15 protein-coding genes are annotated in these 16,776 nt (G+C 72.1%); 11 read left to right on the top strand and 4 right to left on the bottom strand.

Annotated features, from left to right (window positions below; genetic code table 11):
- Window positions 1-65 precede the first annotated feature (65 nt).
- A complete protein-coding gene (locus OHO83_RS12160) occupies window positions 66-2,522 on the top strand; it encodes an ATP-binding SpoIIE family protein phosphatase (protein ID WP_330279432.1) in 2,457 nt (818 codons plus the stop codon).
- Between the two features lie 127 nt (window positions 2,523-2,649).
- On the top strand, window positions 2,650-3,372 hold the full coding sequence (locus OHO83_RS12155) for a class I SAM-dependent methyltransferase (RefSeq protein ID WP_266675334.1): 723 nt from the start codon (window positions 2,650-2,652) through the stop codon (window positions 3,370-3,372).
- On the opposite strand, the gene OHO83_RS12150 is transcribed toward OHO83_RS12155, so the two are convergent.
- The 3 genes from OHO83_RS12150 to OHO83_RS12140 all read right to left on the bottom strand — a co-directional run bounded on the left by OHO83_RS12150 (window position 3,340) and on the right by OHO83_RS12140 (window position 5,721).
- A complete protein-coding gene (locus tag OHO83_RS12150; protein WP_330279431.1) occupies window positions 3,340-3,741 on the bottom strand; it encodes a hypothetical protein in 402 nt (133 codons plus the stop codon). The two genes, OHO83_RS12155 and OHO83_RS12150, sit on opposite strands and share 33 nt — an antisense overlap.
- 54 nt (window positions 3,742-3,795) lie before the next feature.
- Entirely contained in the window at window positions 3,796-4,062 is a 267-nt protein-coding gene (locus OHO83_RS12145; protein ID WP_266675336.1) for a GlsB/YeaQ/YmgE family stress response membrane protein, read from the bottom strand.
- Between the two features lie 132 nt (window positions 4,063-4,194).
- Window positions 4,195-5,721 carry an LCP family protein gene (locus tag OHO83_RS12140; protein WP_266675337.1) on the bottom strand — a complete coding sequence of 509 codons (1,527 nt, stop codon included), beginning with the start codon at window positions 5,719-5,721 and terminating at the stop codon, window positions 4,195-4,197.
- Between the two features lie 114 nt (window positions 5,722-5,835).
- On the opposite strand from OHO83_RS12140, the gene tatA reads away from it, so the two are divergent.
- The 8 genes from tatA (at window position 5,836) to OHO83_RS12100 (ending at window position 14,298) form a co-directional block, all read left to right on the top strand.
- Entirely contained in the window at window positions 5,836-6,024 is a 189-nt protein-coding gene (gene tatA, locus OHO83_RS12135; protein WP_266675338.1) for a Sec-independent protein translocase subunit TatA, read from the top strand.
- A 114-nt stretch (window positions 6,025-6,138) separates the two neighbouring features.
- Window positions 6,139-6,972, top strand: a complete 834-nt coding sequence (locus OHO83_RS12130; RefSeq protein WP_266675339.1) for a M55 family metallopeptidase — start codon at window positions 6,139-6,141, stop codon at window positions 6,970-6,972.
- Complete coding sequence (locus tag OHO83_RS12125; protein ID WP_266675340.1) at window positions 6,965-8,299, top strand: M20/M25/M40 family metallo-hydrolase; 1,335 nt, start codon at window positions 6,965-6,967, stop codon at window positions 8,297-8,299. The genes OHO83_RS12130 and OHO83_RS12125 overlap by 8 nt, the downstream gene beginning before the upstream one ends.
- Window positions 8,300-8,387: 88 nt before the next feature.
- Window positions 8,388-10,394: a dipeptidyl-peptidase 5 gene (locus tag OHO83_RS12120; RefSeq protein ID WP_330280763.1), complete on the top strand. Its 2,007-nt coding sequence runs from the start codon at window positions 8,388-8,390 to the stop codon at window positions 10,392-10,394.
- Window positions 10,391-11,329, top strand: a complete 939-nt coding sequence (locus tag OHO83_RS12115; protein WP_266675341.1) for a S66 peptidase family protein — start codon at window positions 10,391-10,393, stop codon at window positions 11,327-11,329. The genes OHO83_RS12120 and OHO83_RS12115 overlap by 4 nt, the downstream gene beginning before the upstream one ends.
- A gap of 201 nt (window positions 11,330-11,530) precedes the next feature.
- Complete coding sequence (locus tag OHO83_RS12110) at window positions 11,531-13,264, top strand: CocE/NonD family hydrolase (protein WP_330280762.1); 1,734 nt, start codon at window positions 11,531-11,533, stop codon at window positions 13,262-13,264.
- A 144-nt stretch (window positions 13,265-13,408) separates the two neighbouring features.
- Window positions 13,409-13,699 (top strand): LapA family protein, encoded by a 291-nt coding sequence (locus OHO83_RS12105; protein WP_266675342.1) that lies wholly within the window; start codon window positions 13,409-13,411, stop codon window positions 13,697-13,699.
- 44 nt (window positions 13,700-13,743) lie between these two features.
- On the top strand, window positions 13,744-14,298 hold the full coding sequence (locus OHO83_RS12100; RefSeq protein ID WP_329433448.1) for a GNAT family N-acetyltransferase: 555 nt from the start codon (window positions 13,744-13,746) through the stop codon (window positions 14,296-14,298).
- Here OHO83_RS12100 and OHO83_RS12095 read toward each other — a convergent pair.
- Entirely contained in the window at window positions 14,267-14,620 is a 354-nt protein-coding gene (locus tag OHO83_RS12095; RefSeq protein WP_266675344.1) for a DUF6204 family protein, read from the bottom strand. The two genes, OHO83_RS12100 and OHO83_RS12095, sit on opposite strands and share 32 nt — an antisense overlap.
- Before the next feature lie 146 nt (window positions 14,621-14,766).
- Here OHO83_RS12095 and OHO83_RS12090 point away from each other — a divergent pair, with 146 nt between their 5' ends.
- Window positions 14,767-16,761, top strand: a complete 1,995-nt coding sequence (locus tag OHO83_RS12090) for a DUF5107 domain-containing protein (RefSeq protein WP_266675345.1) — start codon at window positions 14,767-14,769, stop codon at window positions 16,759-16,761.
- Window positions 16,762-16,776 lie beyond the last annotated feature (15 nt).

The raw sequence follows: 16,776 nt of genomic DNA, 5'->3' as shown, positions 1-16,776 counted from the left end.
CGGTGGAACGGGAAAGGGCCGAACCAATGACGCTCGGTCGCCGCGCGGGGAAGGGAGCGCAGGCCATGCACAGTGGCACCGGGACGGCCCCGCAGAGCCCCGTGCCCGGCCGTGTACCCCTGGCGGTCGTCGTGGTCGACGAGTCGGGACTCGTCTCGCACTGGAGCACCGGCGCGCGCCGCCTCTTCGGACCCGCACGTGAGGACGCCGTCGGCCGTCCCGCCACCGACCTGCTGCCCGTCTCCGGCGCACTGCCCGACGTTCCCCGCTCTCGTGCGTACGGGGACGAGAGCGTGTACGACGAGCTCGGCCCGGAGCTGGAGTCCTCGCTCGACGGGGCCTCCTACCCCGCCGCGGGCCGCGCCCGCCTAGAGGCACCGTGCCACGAGCGCATCGACGTCCTGTGGTGGGCCTACCCGCTCGTCGGCCCCGGGCCCGAGAAGCTCCTCGTACTCGCCGCCGACGCCGGTCGGCTGCACGCCGACGACGTGCCCGACGGGCATCCGCTGGAGCGCATCGCACCCGGCTTCGCCCTGCACACCGACTTCCCCGGAGCCGACGAGCTGGCCCGCGGACTCCCCGCCATCCTGCCCAGCATGAGCGTCGGCGAGAGCGCCCGCATCGTCTCCCAGGTGCTCGAACTCGGATATCCCGTCCTGGAGTTCAGCCTCCACGACCGCGTCCCCGTCACCGCCGACTGGGGCGTGCCCCGGCGCGCCGAGCGCAAGGCCCGCAGGGCGGAGGCCGCCCGCGCGGCCGCCGCCGGGCTGCCCGCGCCGCGCCACGCACCCGACGACGAGGCGGACGACGACGCCGGCGACCTCGAGTACGCGGCCGTGCGCGAACACCTGGAGTTCCTCAACGAGGTGAGCGGGCGCATCGGTTCGTCCCTCGACCTGTCCCGCACGATCACCGAGGTCAGCCGGGCCGTCGTGCCGCGCTTCACGGACGTCGCGGGCACCTATCTGCGCGAACAGGTCGTCGCGGGCGAGGGGTTCCCTGACGGGCCGCCCGACGCGACCACGATGTGGCACCGCGTCGCCCTGGAGCACACGGACGAGCCGGGCCGCTGGGACGACGTCGTACCCGTCGGTGAGTCGATGCCGTTCCCCGCGCACACGCCGTTCTTCCAGTGCATGACCTCCGGGCAGCCCGTCCTCGTCCCGCGCATCACCGAGGAGATGGGCAACGCGATCGCGTCGCAGTTCGAGAAGCGCGACATCAGGCCCCTCATCACCGACCGCTCGATGCTGGTGGTGCCCCTGAAGGCGCGCAACGTCGTCCTCGGGTTCATGATCCTGCTGCGCCACCGGGAACGCCCGGTCTTCAACGACATGGACCGCGTCACCGGCGCCGAACTCGCAGCCCGCGCGGGCCTCGTCCTCGACAACGCCCGCATGTACACGTACCAGGAGAGCGTCGCCGAGACCCTCCAGGACAGCATGTTGCCGCACATCGAGCCCCGCATGCCCGGCTGTGACATCGCCACCCGCTATCTGCCCGGCACCCTGCTCGGCCGCGTCGGCGGCGACTGGTTCGACTCGATCAAACTCCCGGGCTCGCGGACCGCTCTCGTCGTCGGCGACGTCATGGGCCACGGCCTCAACTCGGCAGCGATGATGGGCCAGTTGCGCACCGCCGTCCAGACCATGGCCGCCCTCGACCTGCCACCGGCCCAGCTGCTGCGCAACCTCGACGACCTCGCCCAGCGCCTCGGCGAGCACTACCTCGCGACCTGCCTGTACGCGGTCTACGACCCCATCGCCAACGAGCTGGAGCTCGCCAACGCCGGGCACATCCCGCCGGTCCTCGTCCGTGCCGAGGACGGCCGCAGCGAACTGCTCGAACTGCCCACCGGCGCGCCCATCGGCGTCGGCGGTGTCCCCTTCGAATCGGTCCGCGTCCCGATGGCGCCCGGCGACCGGCTCGTCATGTGCACCGACGGCCTCGTCGAGGTGCGCGGCGAGGACATCGGCGTCGGCCTCGCCACACTGTGCGAGTCCGCCGCCCACCCGGCCGCCTCCATGGACGCCGCCTGCGACACCATCATCAGATCCCTGGCCGTGACATTTGCTGACGCGGGCCGCGGCGGCCGCAAGGACGACGTCGCCCTCCTCATGGCCCGGCTCAACGGCATCGCGCCCGAGGACGTCGCCCACTGGAGCGTGGCTCCCGAGCCCGCCGAGGTGTCCCGCACCCGCGCCCTCGTCCGCGACCAGCTCGCGGCCTGGGACCTCGGCGCGCTCACCGCCCCTGCCGAACTCATGGTGGGGGAACTCGTCACCAACGCCGTGCGGCACGCCCGCACCCGCAGCGTCGAGGTACGCCTGGTGCGCTCGGGGACCCTCGTCTGTGAGGTCGAGGACGACGACCAGAGGCTGCCCACGCTGCTCAACGCGGGCCCGGGCGACCAGTTCGGCCGCGGCTTGCGCGTCGTGAGCGCCCTCGCCGGGGAGTGGGGCACGAGCCGTACGGGTTCCGGGAAGACGGTGTGGTTCGAACTGGCGTCGCCACGAGCGTAGTCGGCGACGTGGGCGCCCCGGCGTACGCGTATCGAATGCGGCGTGAAGGTATGTGCCGGGTGCTTGTGGGCGGGACCGGGGCGCGGTAGACCGATCTTGCCGTGCCACCGCACTCCGGGAGTTGCAGATGAGCGTGACGAGTCGGTACAAGGACGCCTGGGAGAGTTTCTGGCGCGAGGCTCCCGGCGAACCCGGCGGGGTCTTCTGGGACGCCGAGCCCGACCTCACGGCGGGTGTCCATCTCGCCCTGTTCGAGCCGCACTTGGCGAAGGACCTGCCCGTCGTGGACCTCGGCTGCGGGAACGGCACCCAGACCCGCTTCCTCGCCGACCGCTACCCGCGTGTCATCGGCGCCGACCTGTCCGTCGCCGCGCTCGGCCACGCCCGGCACGCCGATCCCGCGGGCCGGGCCGACTTCCGGCAGATCGACGCCACCGAGCAGACCGAGGCACATCAGCTGCACGCCGAACTCGGCGACGCGAACGTGTACATGCGGGGTGTGTTGCACCAGTGCGAGTCCGCAGACCGCCAGCCGCTGATCGACGGCATCGCGGCGCTCGTCGGCGAGCACGGCCGGGCCTTCGTCGTGGAGCTCGCCGAGGCCGCCCGGCCCGTCCTGATGTCTCTCGCGCAGAGCCCCACGGGCCCGCCCGCGAAGCTGGCACCGGTCTTCGCACACGGCATCGCGCCCGGCGAGGTGTCCGACGCGGCGGTCCCCGACTACGTACGCACCGCGGGCCTCGATGTGCTCGCGAGCGGAGAACTCCCGCTCACCACCACCGAGTACACGCCCGACGGCACCCGTATCGAACTCCCGTCACGATGGCTCGTCGTGGGGCGGGCCCAGTAGGCGCCACAGGCCGAATCGGTGCAGGGCTCTGCCGAAGGGGCCCAGGAGATGCGGGCAGAGCGGGCGGCCGTGGTGGAGCGGGACGCCTTCGTGTGCGGTGACCGCGAGGAAGAAGCCGCGGCCGGGCCGGGTCTGGAGCGTGGTGTTCCAGCGGTGGTCGTGGCCCTGCGCCAGCGCGACCCGCACCGCGCGCCGGCCGAGCCCTTCCTGACGGCGTGACTCCAGGATCCAGACGCCGAGGAGCCGGCCCGTGCGGCACGGGGCGCACAGCCGGAAGCGGACCTGGCCGACGAGCGCGCCGCTCACGTCGTGGAGCAGCACCTCACCGGCGCCGCGCGCCGTGCGGGGCGGGATGCTCGTCAGGCGCACCGGCCCGGACGGTGACGCCGGCGGGCCGGGGCCCATGAGGGATCGACCCGCCCGTCAGTCGCGTGAGTTGCCGAAGAGGAGGCGGTAGCCGATGAGCAGGACCAGCGAGCCGCCGATGGCCGCGATCCAGGTGGTCCCGTCGAAGAACTGGTTCTCGATCGGGCGGTCGAGGAACCGCGACGAGATCCAGCCGCCGACGAACGCGCCGGCGACGCCGATGAGGGTCGTGCCGATCAGGCCGCCCGGGTCGCGGCCGGGGAGCAGGACCTTGGCGATGACTCCTGCGACGAGGCCGAGGATGATCCAGCTGATGATGCCCACGTGTGCGTCGTTCCCCTCGGTGATGTGTGGTGCTTCGCGCCGGTGTTTCCGGCAGAGCTTGTGCGTTGCGAATTTGCGCAACTGTACAGACAGAGGTGAAGACGCGATACGGTCCCGGTCGGTTGCACCAGGTCAGCCGTAGGACAGGTTCGAGCACAGGTTGTCGTCGGCGGAGCGGGCGTCGTCGGAGACCTCGGACGGTACGGCGGTGGGTTCCGGCGACGCCGTGGCGTCGGCCGACGGATGGTCCGCGTAGTCCTGCCCGAGAATCGCCCTGATGCCCGTGGTCGAGGTCTCTTCCAGGCGTGCGCCCGGGAACCGCTGGGCGAGCGTGCCCGCTCGCGCCTTCTCGCCGGGGCCGTACTGGATCAGTGTGGTGGCCTGGTCGTGGGTGGACGCCGTCGCCGTGCCCGTGACGGTGAACCCGTCGCCCTCGAGGGTGCGCGCGGCCTGGGCGGCCAGTCCCATGACGGTCGTGCCGTTGTAGACGGTGACGCGGATGCCGTCGCCCGGACTCGGCGCGGCGGACGGCGCGGGGGAGGCGCTCGACCGGGCCCCCTTCTTGCCGCTGGCGTCCTTCCCGTCGATGGTCCGGTCGTCCCTGAGTGACGCCCACAGGGCGTCGGCGTCCGGTTCGACGACCGCGACGCGGCTTCCCTCGTAGCGCCAGGGGATGGTGACGAACTTGGTGTTGTGCAGGTCGATGTTCTTGAGGGACATCGCGAAGGAGAGGAGTTTGTCGGCGGAGCCGAGGCCGGGGTCGACGGTCATCGACCGCGTGGCCGCGTTCGCGAGCGGCAGGAGCTTCGTGGGCGTCAGGCCGTCGCTCTTGACCTTCTTGATGAGGCTGCCGACGAAGGCCTGCTGCCGCTTGATGCGGCCGATGTCGGAACCGTCGCCGATGCCGTGCCGCAGGCGGACGTAGTCGAGGGCCTTCTGCCCCGAGACCTTCTGCTCGCCGCGCGGGAACAGGAGCTTGCCCGGGGTCGTGCGATGGGGGTTGAGGTCGCCCTGGTGGATGGGCTGCGGGAGGCACACCGTCACGCCGCCGACGACGTCGGTCAGGGCGGCGAAGCCCTTGAAGTCCACGACGACGGTGTGGTCGACGCGCAGGCCCGTCAGCTTCTCCACCGTGTTCTGCGTGCAGGCGGGGTTGCCGCGGGCGGTCTCGCCGGTCGAGTACGCGGCGTTGAACATCGTGTCGGGCCGCGTCCTGGTCCAGCTGCCGTCGGGCAGTTTGCAGGGCGGGATCGTGACGAGGGTGTCGCGCGGGACGGACACCGCGACGGCGTTGCGATGGTCGGCGTAGACGTGCAGCAGGAACGCCGTGTCCGAGCGGCCGATGTCGCCCTTGTCGCCGCCGCCCAGCGCCTCGTTGCCGCCGGTGCGTGCGTCGGAGCCGATGACGAGGACGTTCTCACCCTTCGACGCGTCGGCGTCCGGGCGGTCGCCGGAGATGCCGTCCGAGCTGAACGTGTTGATGTCGCCGCCGAGTTTGAGGTACACCCAGCCCGCGCCGCCGGTCAGCAGGACGAGCAGGGACAGGGCTATCGCGAGCGTGAAGCGCACGCGGCTGCGCCTCGGTCGCGGCGAGCGTGCGGCGGACCTGGCGCTGCCTCCTCGGCGCGCGGGTGACAACTGCTCACGGGTGCCTGCCATGGGGTGCGCCCTCACTCGGATCCGGGGTTGTACAGTTGCGCAATGTAGCAAGCTTCTTGGTGGGCGCCGTCCGTGGCGCCCATCTCATCCGAAGAGACGAAGGATGGGGCGAAAATGTTCCGCAACGGTCTGGAGCCCTGGCACCTGCTCATCGTGGCGATCGTCGTCATCGTCCTGTTCGGCTCGAAGAAACTCCCCGACACGGCGCGCTCGCTCGGTAGATCGCTGCGGATCCTCAAGAGCGAGACCAGGGCGATGAAGGCCGACGAGGTCGAGGAGCGCCGGGACGCGGCCGCCTCCTGAACGTTCGTGATCCCCCCTGACCGCGGGGGCGCCTGCCGCCTTTCGGTGGACTGGACCTCTGGCTCTCAGGGTGGCTCTGGCCTGCGCGTTCCCTGACGCGTACCGTGATGCGCCATGAAGATCCTCATCAGCGCCGACATGGAGGGCGCCACCGGCGTGACCTGGCCGGGGGACGTGCTGCCCGGCACTCCGCAGTGGGAGCGCTGCCGGTCCATGTTCACCTCGGACGTCAACGCCGCCGTGCTCGGCTTCTTCGACGGGGGCGCCGACGAGGTGCTCATCAACGAGGCCCACTGGTCGATGCGCAACCTGCTCCTGGAGCAGCTCGACGAGCGCGCCGAGATGATCACGGGCCGCCACAAGACGCTCTCCATGGTCGAGGGCGTCCAGCACGGCGACGTCGACGGCATCGCGTTCATCGGCTACCACACGGGCGCCGGTACGGAGGGCGTCCTCGCCCACACGTACCTCGCGAACTCCATCACCGGCGTCTGGATCAACGGCGTCCGGGCGAGCGAGGGCCTGCTCAACGCGCACGTCGTCGCCGAATACGGCGTACCCGTCGTCCTCGTCACCGGCGACGACCTCACCTGCGACGACGCGCTCGGCTACGCGCCCGAGGCCCGCAAGGTCGCGGTCAAGGACTATGTGTCCCGGTATGCGGCTGTCTGCCGTACGCCGAAGCGGACCGCCGCCGACATCAGGGACGCGGCGAAGGAGGCGGCGGCACTCGCCGTGCGCCACGAGCCCGTCCAGGGCGGCCCGTTCACCATCGAGCTCGAGTTCGACGCCGAGCATCTGTCGATGTCCGCGACGGTGGTGCCCGGCGTCCGGCGCACCGGCGAGCGCAAAGTCTCTTACACGAACGACACCATGTACGACGGCATCCGCACCTTCAAGGCGGTCACCACGATCGTCTCGGCCGCCGTGGAGGAACAGTATGGCTGACCAGGCATTTCAGGTGGACGAGCAGGCGCTCGACGAGGTCGTGACCTTCACGTCCGAGCTCATCCGCATCGACACCACCAACCGCGGCGGCGGCGACTGCCAGGAGCGCCCGGCCGCCGAGTACGCGGCCGCGAAGCTCGCCGAGGCGGGCCTGGAGCCGACCCTCCTCGAACGCACCAAGGGGCGCACGAACGTCGTCGCGCGCATCGCCGGCACGGACCCGTCCGCCGACGCGATGCTCGTCCACGGCCACCTCGACGTCGTCCCCGCGGAGGCCGCCGACTGGAGCGTGCACCCGTTCTCCGGAGAGATCCGCGACGGGGTCGTGTGGGGCCGTGGCGCCGTCGACATGAAGAACATGGACGCGATGATCCTCGCCGTCGTCCGGCAGTGGGCCCGCGCCGGTGTGCGCCCGCGCCGGGACATCGTCGTCGCCTTCACCGCCGACGAGGAGGCGAGCGCCGAGGACGGCTCCGGCTTCCTCGCCGACCAGCACGCCGGCCTCTTCGAGGGCTGCACCGAGGGCATCAGCGAATCGGGCGCCTTCACCTTCCACGACGGCCAGGGCAAGCAGATCTACCCGATCGCGGCGGGCGAACGCGGCACGGGCTGGCTCCGGCTCACCGCCCACGGCAAGGCGGGCCACGGTTCGAAGGTGAACCACGCCAACGCCGTCACCAGGCTCGCCGCCGCCGTCGCGCGGATCGGCGCGCACGAGTGGCCGGTGCGGCTCACGCCGACCGTGGCCGCCGCGCTGACCGAGCTGGCGGCCCTGTACGGCATCGACGCCGGCGTGGACTCCCCGGACTTCTCGGCCGACGAGCTCCTCGCCAAGCTCGGCCCGGCCGCGGCGCTCGTCGCGCCGACCGTCCGCAACAGCGCCAACCCGACGATGCTGTCCGCCGGATACAAGGTCAACGTGATCCCCGGCGAGGCGACCGCGCACATCGACGGCCGGTATCTGCCGGGCGGTGAGGACGAGTTCCGCGAGACCCTCGACCGGCTCACCGGACCCGATGTGGAGTGGGAGTTCGAGCACCGTGAGGTCGCGCTCCAGGCGCCGGTCGACTCGCCGACGTTCGCGAGGATGCGCTCGGCGGTGGAGGAGTTCGCGCCCGAGGGGCACGTCGTGCCGTACTGCATGTCGGGCGGCACCGACGCCAAGCAGTTCTCGCGGCTCGGCATCACGGGCTACGGCTTCGCGCCGCTGAAGCTCCCCGAGGGCTTCGACTACCAGGCGCTCTTCCACGGCGTGGACGAGCGGGTCCCGGTCGAGGCGCTGCACTTCGGAGTCCGCGTGCTCGACCGCTTCCTGCGGTCCGCGTAGGCGCCGCCGGGAGGGGTTTCGGCAAGCGGTTGGGGAGACGGTCTAGGAAATGGCGTCACACGTGGAGAACATGGGGGCCTCTGAAGTCATGGGGGACGTGGACAAGTTGGTGCTGATCCAGAGTTACGGATCGTGGCCGTCGCCGATCACGGCCGCGGTGGCCGCGGCGCACGACGGGAAGCCGGAGTACGTCGGCTTCGTCGGCGACGAGGCGTGGTGGACCGAGCCCCGCCCTGCCGAGGGCGGCCGGCGGGCCCTGATCAGGCGGCGCGCCGACGGCACGGAGCACAGCGTGCTGCCCGCGCCGTGGAACGTGCGCAGCCGCGTCATCGAGTACGGCGGACAGCCGTGGGCCGGCGCCGGGCGCCCCGAGGGCCCGCGCGGTCCGCTGGTGGTGTTTGTCGACTTCGCGGACCAGCGGCTCTACGCCTACGAGCCCGACACCCCCGGCGCCGTACCCCGCCCCCTCACGCCCGTCTCCGCGGTGGGGGACGGGCTGCGGTGGGCCGATCCGCAGATCCACCTCGACCGGGGCGAAGTGTGGTGCGTCCTGGAGGAGTTCACCGGGGACGGGCCGACCGACGTGCGCCGCGTCGCCGCCGCTGTGCCGCTCGACGGGAGCGCGGCCGGGGACCGGGGGGCCGTTCGCGAACTCTCCGACGGCCGCCACCGGTTCGTCACGGGCCCTCGCCTCTCGCCCGACGGCAGCCATGCCGCCTGGCTCGCCTGGGACCACCCGCGCATGCCGTGGGACGGCACGGAGCTGGTCGTCGCCGACGTGTCCGCGGACGGCACGTTCAGCGGGGCGAGGACGGCGTTCGGCGGGCCCGACGAGTCCGTCGCGCAGGTGGAGTGGGCACCGGACGGCACCCTCGTCTGCTCCAGCGACCGCAGCGGCTGGTGGAACCTCTACCGCGTCGGCCCGGACGGCGCGCCGCAGCCCCTGTGCCCGCGCGAGGAGGAGTTCGGCGGGCCCCTCTGGAAGATCGGCCACCGCTGGTTCGCCCCGCTGGAGAGCGGCCTGATCGCCGTCGTCCACGGCGTCGGTGCCACCGCGCTCGGCGTCCTCGACCCGGCGACCGGCGAGGTCGTCGACGCCGCCGGCCCCTGGACCGAGTGGAGCCCCGCGCTCGCCGCGCACGGCACCCGCGTCGTCGGCATAGCCGCCAGCCCGCGCACCGGCCACGAGGTCGTGGAACTCGACACCTGTACGGGCCGGGCGCGCGTCGTCGGCGCCGCGCACGTCGACGCCGTCGACCCCGCGTACTACCCGGAGCCGCAGATCCGCACCTTCGCGGGTCCCGAGGGCAGGGACATCCACGCCCACATCTATCCGCCGCACAGCCCCACCCACGCCGCGCCCGACGACGAACTGCCGCCCTACGTCGTGTGGGCACACGGCGGCCCCACCGGGCACTCACCCCTCGTGCTCGACCTGGAGATCGCCTACTTCACCTCGCGCGGCATCGGCGTCGCCGAGGTCAACTACGGCGGCTCCACCGGCTACGGCCGTGAGTACCGCAACCGCCTGCGCGAACAGTGGGGCGTCGTCGACGTCGAGGACTGCGCGGCCGTGGCGCTCGCGCTCGCCGCCGAGGGCACCGCCGACCGCGACCGGCTCGCGATCCGCGGCGGCAGCGCCGGAGGCTGGACCACGGCCGCGTCCCTGACCGGCACCGACGTCTACGCCTGCGGCACGATCCTCTACCCCATCCTCGACCTCACGGCCTGGGGCTCCGGCGAGACCCACGACTTCGAGTCCCAGTACCTGGAGTCGCTCGTCGGGCCGCTCGCCGAGGTGCCCGCGCGATACGCCGAGCGCTCGCCGGCCGAGCACGCGGAGCGGCTCACCGCGCCGTTCCTGCTGCTCCAGGGCCTCGACGACGTGATCTGCCCGCCCGCGCAGTGCGAGCGGTTCCTCGCCCGCCTGGACGGCCGGCGCGTCCCGCACGCGTACATCGCCTTCGAGGGCGAGGGCCACGGGTTCCGGCGCGCGGACACCATGATCCGCGTCCTGGAGTCCGAACTCTCCCTGTACGCCCAGGTGTTCGGCCTCCATCCGGCCGGGATCCCCACGCTGGAGTTGTCCAAGTGACGTCACCGAAACCGCTCACCCGCCCCGCTCGTCTCGCCCCCGGGGCCCGCGTCGCCGTCGTCGCGCCCAGCGGGCCGGTGCCCGAGGAGCGGCTCGAGGCAGGGCTCGACCTCCTGCGCGGCTGGGACCTGGAGCCCGTCGTCGAGCCCCAGGTCCGCGCTGTGCACGAACGGTTCGACTACCTGGCGGGCAGTGACGCCGAGCGCGCCGCCGGCCTCCAGCGGGCCTGGTGCGACCCGTCCGTGGACGCCGTCCTGTGCGCGCGGGGCGGATACGGCGCACAGCGCATGACCGACCTGCTCGACTGGGACGCGATGCGGGCCGCCGGACCCAAGGTGTTCGTCGGGTACAGCGACATCACGGCGCTGCACGAGGCGTTCGCCGCCAGGCTCGGTCTCGCGACCCTTCACGGGCCGATGGCCGCGGCGGCCGACTTCCTCAAGAGCGCACGCGCGCAGGACCACTTGAGGGCCACGCTCTTCGCGCCCGAGACCGTACAGACGATCACGGCCGTGGGGGGCGGGCGGCCGCTCGTGGGCGGCACCGCGCGCGGCGTCACGCTCGGCGGCTGCCTCTGCCTGCTCGCCGCCGACCTGGGCGCCCCGCACGCCCGTCCGACGGCCGCCGGCGGGCTGCTGTGCCTGGAGGACACCGGTGAGGAGACGTACCGCATCGACCGCTATCTCACCCAACTCCTGCGCGCCGGCTGGCTGGACGGGGTCGCGGGGATCCTGCTCGGGTCCTGGGCCGAGTGCGACGCGTACGACGGGCTGCGCGCGCTGCTCGTCGACCGGCTCGGCGGGCTGGGGGTGCCCGTCGTCGAGGAGTTCGGCTTCGGGCACTGCGAGGGAGCGCTGACGATCCCGTTCGGCATTCCCGGTGAACTCGACGCGGATGCGGGGACGTTGACCCTGGATGTGCCCGCGCTGGCCTGAATCGTTCGGTTATTGAATCTTCGTCAAGAAACACACGTCGCGGTGATTGACCCGTGTATGACACGTGTCACAACATGACCACGCCCAGACTTACCGGTCGGTAGCCGGTGGGTCTTCCTCAGCGTGGAGGTAGCCGTGTCCCGTGCCGTGCCCCGATCCCGACCGCGATCTCCACTGGCGCCGGCCCTCGCCCTCGGCGCCATGGTCGCCGCGCCGCTCGCCCTCACAGCGCCCGCGAACGCCGCACCGCAGACGGGCGAATACACCGTCACCGCGCTGAAGTTCACGGTCCGGACCGGCGGCCGCAGCTGCGTCGTCGACGCCGACCTCTACCGGCCCGCGGGCGTCGACGCCGCCCACACCGCGCCCGCCGTCCTCGCCACCAACGGCTTCGGCGGCAGCAAGTCCGACGGCTCGACCGACGCCATCGGCAAGGCCTTCGCCGCCCGGGGCTATGTCGGACTCGTCTACTCCGGGCTCGGCTTCGGCAAGTCGGGGTGCCTCGTCTCGCTCGACGACCCCCGTATCGACGGCGCCGCGGCCTCCGGACTCGTCGACTTCCTCGCCGGGACCCGCGCGGCCGACGACGGCACGAAGGCCGACTACGTCACGAGGGACGGCAAGGGCGACCCCCGTGTCGGCATGATCGGCGGCTCCTACGGCGGGGCGATCCAGCTGGCCACGGCTGCGGTCGACCACCGCGTCGACGCCCTCGTCCCGATGATCACGTGGAACGACCTGGCGTACTCCCTCGACCCGAACAACGCCGCCGACCGCTCCGTCCCCGGCGCCTTCAAATGGCAGTGGACCAACGGCTTCTACCTGATCGGCGAGGGCCAGCCCCTCCTCGAACCGTCCCTCGACCCGTCCCGGATCAACAAGCTCACCTGCCTGCACTTCGTCACCGACGCCTGCGAGACGATCCGCACCCTGAACTCCGGCCGCTACCCGTCCGACAAGGCGGGACCGATGCTCGACTACGCGCGCAGTGTCTCGCCGGTCTCGTATCTGAAGCAGGTCAAGGCGCCGACGCTGCTCGTGCAGGGCCAGTCCGACAGCCTCTTCAACCTGAACGAGGCACAGGCCACGTACGGGACCCTCAAGGCGCAGGGCACCACCACGAAGATGATCTGGCAGTCGTGGGGTCACAGCGGCGGCCTCACCGACCCGGCGAGCGGTGAACTCAACCTCGCGCAGGGCAACCTGGAGACCTCGTACGTCGGCAAGCGGATCCTCGCCTGGTTCGACCGCTACCTCCAGCACAAGAAGGACGTCGACACCGGACCCGCGTTCGCCTACTACCGCGACTGGATCACGGACCCCGGCCAGACCTACGCCACCGCGCAGAGCGTCCCGGCGCTGAGCCGGAAGCTGTACCTCTCCGGCGACGGCAAGCTCGTCGACAACCGGTCGAAGGTCGCGCGCGGCAGCCGCGAGTACCGGAACTGGCTGATCCCCACCAGCCACTCCGAGTCCTCCCTCGCCGGCCTGATCGGCCTCCCCGACCCCGCCCCGCGCGACACCGCGGGCACCTACCTCGGCTGGACCAGCGAGCCGCTGACCCGCACGACCGACGTCGTGGGCTCCCCGAAGGCCACCCTGAAGGTCGTCTCGCCGAGGACCGAGCGGGTCCAGAACTCCGACGACGCCGCCGACAAGCTCGTCCTCTTCGCGAAGCTGTACGACATCGCGCCGGACGGCAGCAAGACCCTCGTGCACCGCCTGGTCGCACCGGTCCGCGTGCCGGACGTGACCCGCTCCTTCACGGTGTCGCTGCCCGGCATCGTCCACCGCTACGAGAAGGGGCACCGGCTCCAGTTCGTCATCGCGGCGAGCGACGACGCCTACGGCGGCAACAAGGGCATCAAGCCCGTCACCGTCACCAGTGCGCCCGAGGACACCGGCGTCCTGGAGCTGCCCGTCGTCGGACAGTAGGTCCGCGCCGGGTCCGCCCGGTGACGCCGTCACCCGTATGGCCCACGCCCCGCCCCGGAGGGACACCCCGCCGTGCGCGAACCCCGCCCGGCCGCACATGCTGGGCGGGGAAGGCACACGTCGCTCCGACGGAAGGGTCCACCGATGAGCCCCAGGGAAACGGCGAGCTCCGACAGGAGCGCGGGCACCAGCACCTTGAGCCCGGAGGAAACGGCGAGCTCCGACCGGAGCGCGGGCACCAGCACCTTCACACCGGGCCGGATCGCGATCACCGCGCTGGTCGTCCTCGTCCTCGTCTTCGTCTTCGAGAGCACCTGGCCGGTCACGATCCGTCGGCTGATCCCCGAAGTGTCCATGCCGCTCTGGCTGGCGCTCGGCGCCGCCGCCGTCATCGGGGCGATCTGCGGCGGCTACGTCATCCGCAGACGCAGGTGAGGCGGACCCGCACCGGTCCCACGGCCGCCGCGTAGGCTGGCCGGATGTCTGCCACCGGCCACCGCCCCCTTGCTGAAGGCCCCCGCGTGGGCATACGCCCCTTCGCCCTCGCGGACGCCGACGAGTTCACGGCGCGGGCGCGGGAGAGCGAAGACCTGCACCACCCCTGGCTCTACCCGCCGACCGCCGCCGACGCCTACGCCGCCTACGCGGGCGCCCTCATCGACGACCCGACGCGGTTCGGCTGCCTGGTGTACGAGCGGGCCGGCGGCGGCATCGCCGGCTTCATCAACATCAACAACATCGTCCGCGGAGGCTTCCGCTGCGGCGCCCTCGGCTACGGCGCGTTCGCGCACGCGGCGGGCCGCGGCCTCATGAGCGAGGGCCTCGGCCTCGTCGTCCGGTACGCCTTCGGCCCCCTCGCACTGCACCGACTGGAGATCAACGTGCAGCCGGGCAACGAGGCGTCCATCGCGCTCGCGCGTCGCGCCGGATTCCGTCTCGAGGGCTACTCGCCCGACTTCATCTTCATGGACGGCGCCTGGCGCGACCACGAGCGCTGGGCGCTCACGGCCGAGATGCCCGGTGCTTCCGGTTGACCTTCATCGTGTCCATGTCCGTCGCCGACGACTTCAGCGCCCCGAAGCCGTAGCCCTCACCGAGCGCCCTGAGCGCCGCCTCGGCCCGCTCCTCGGCGAGCGCCTCGGCCATCTCCTCGCCGTCCTCGGCATCCGACTCCACGACGAACCGGTACGAGAAGTGCTTCAGCACCCGGTCGTACGTGAGCGATCCCTCCGACGTGAACCTCATCGACGCGAGCCCGTGCTCGTCGGCCTCGGCCAGCAGTCGCTCGCGCGCGCCGTCCGCCAGACCGTCCCATGTGCCGCGGACGATGACCCGATAGGTGTGCTGCGTTCCCATCCGCGGAGACTAACCCGGCGGGCCGAAATGCGCCTTTGCTTAATTCTGACCCGGGGAACCCCTGGTCAGCTCCTGGGCGAGCCTGTTCCATGGTCGTCGGGGCACACCGCGTGCGGACGGCGGGCCCCGCGAACCGGGAGGCGGACTTGACGGACTCGCAGGCCGAGCGGACGACCCTTCGACGCGACGTACTGACCCTGCCCGGCGTGGCGGTGGGCGCCCCCGACCCGCTGCCGCCGCTGCGGCCCCTGGACGAACTCCACGAACTCGACGCCCGCTCCAAGCAGGGCATGCCGCGCGACATGGCCCGTCAGATCGGCTACGAGAAGCTGCGCAGCGTACTGCCGGAGCAGCTCAAGAACGGCTACGGGCGCGAGCGCGCTCCCCTCACCCTCGACACGCTGGTGATCGAGAACGACCGGCTGCGCGTCACGGTCCTGCCCGGACTCGGCGGCCGCATCCACTCGATGTTCCACAAGCCCACCGGTCGTGAACTCCTCTACCGGAACCCAGTGTTCCAGCCCGCCGACTTCGCGCTCAACGGCGCCTGGTTCTCCGGCGGCATCGAGTGGAACATCGGCGCGACCGGGCACACCACCCTGTCCTGCGCACCCCTGCACGCCGCCCGCGTCACCGCGCCCGACGGCGGGGACATGCTGCGCCTGTGGGAGTGGGAACGGCTGCGCGACCTGCCGTTCCAGGTGGACCTGTGGCTGCCCGCCGGATCGGACTTCCTCCATGTGGGGGTGCGGATACGCAACCCCCACGAGCGGCCCGCGCCCGTCTACTGGTGGTCGAACATCGCCGTCCCCGAGGAACACCGCGTCCTCGCCCCCGCCGACGAGGCCTGGCACTTCGGCTACGAGCGCAGCCTGCGCCGCGTCCCCGTCCCCGAGTCCGACGGCGTGGACCGCACCTACCCCCTCAGCGGCGAACACCCGGCCGACTACTTCTACGAGGTCCCCGACGGGCAGCGCCGCTGGATCGCCGCCCTCGACGACGACGGCCACGGGCTCGTACAGACCTCGACCGACCTGCTGCGCGGCCGCAAGCTGTTCCTCTGGGGCCACGGCGCGGGCGGCCGGCGCTGGCAGGAGTGGCTGACCGAGCCCGGCACGGGCGGCTACGCCGAGATACAGGCGGGTCTCGCCCGCACCCAGCTGGAGCACGTACGCCTGGACGCCGAGGGCGAGTTCACGTGGCTGGAGTCGTACGGACCGCTGTCCGCGGCGCCCGACGCCGTGCACTCGGCCGAGGACTGGGCGGCCGCGCGCGGTGAGGTCGAGGAGTGTCTCGAAGCCGCGCTGCCGAGGGCCGACGTCGACGCCGCCCACGAGGCCTGGCGCCCGCACGCCGACACCGAACCGGGGGAGTTGCTCGCGGCAGGCTCCGGCTGGGGCGCCCTCGAAGTGCTGCGCGGCGATTTCAAGCTTCCCGGCACCCCCTTCGACGAGTCGACCCTCGGCCCGGCGCAGACACCCTGGCTCGACCTCCTGCGCACCGGCTCCATCCCCGAGCCGCGCCGCGTCGGACCGCCCGGACCCACGCTCGTCGCGCCGCACTGGCGGGACATGCTGGAGACGGCGCCCGCACAGCCGCTCACCGAGTACCACCTCGGCGTCGCCCAATGGCACGCGGGCGACCTGGCACAGGCGGTGCGCAGCTGGGAGCGCGGCCTGGAACTCGCCCCGTCCCTCTGGCCGTTGCTGCGCTGCCTGGCCGTCGCCGACCAGGAGGCGGGTCATCGGGAACGCGCCGCCGACCGCTACGCCGAAGCCTTCGACGACCTGTGCCAGGAGCGGCGCGACGACGGCGAGGCGTGGACGGCGGCCACCGCGGCGCTCGGCCGTGAGGCCATCGACGCGCTGCTCGCGGCCCGCCGCCCCGGACCGGCCCGCGCCGTCTGGGAGCGGCTGCACGCCGCGACCCGGGCCCGCGGCCGCTTCCGGCTCGTCGAGGTCCGCCTCCTGATCGCCGAGGGCGACAAGGAGGCGGCGCGGGCCGTGTTCGACGAGGGCTTCGAGGTCGCCGACCTGCGCGAGGGCTCGGAGATCATCGCCGAACTGTGGGCGCGCCTGGCCCGACCGGGCGAGCGGCTGCCCGCCCAGTACGACTTCAGCATGCGGCCCAGGGAGTCCTGACCGGCGCGCACGGCG

It is taken from the genome of Streptomyces sp. NBC_00569 (genome assembly GCF_036345255.1).
In the GTDB taxonomy this organism is placed as follows: Bacteria; Actinomycetota; Actinomycetes; order Streptomycetales; family Streptomycetaceae; genus Streptomyces.
This window is presented reverse-complemented; position numbering and strand designations above follow the sequence as displayed.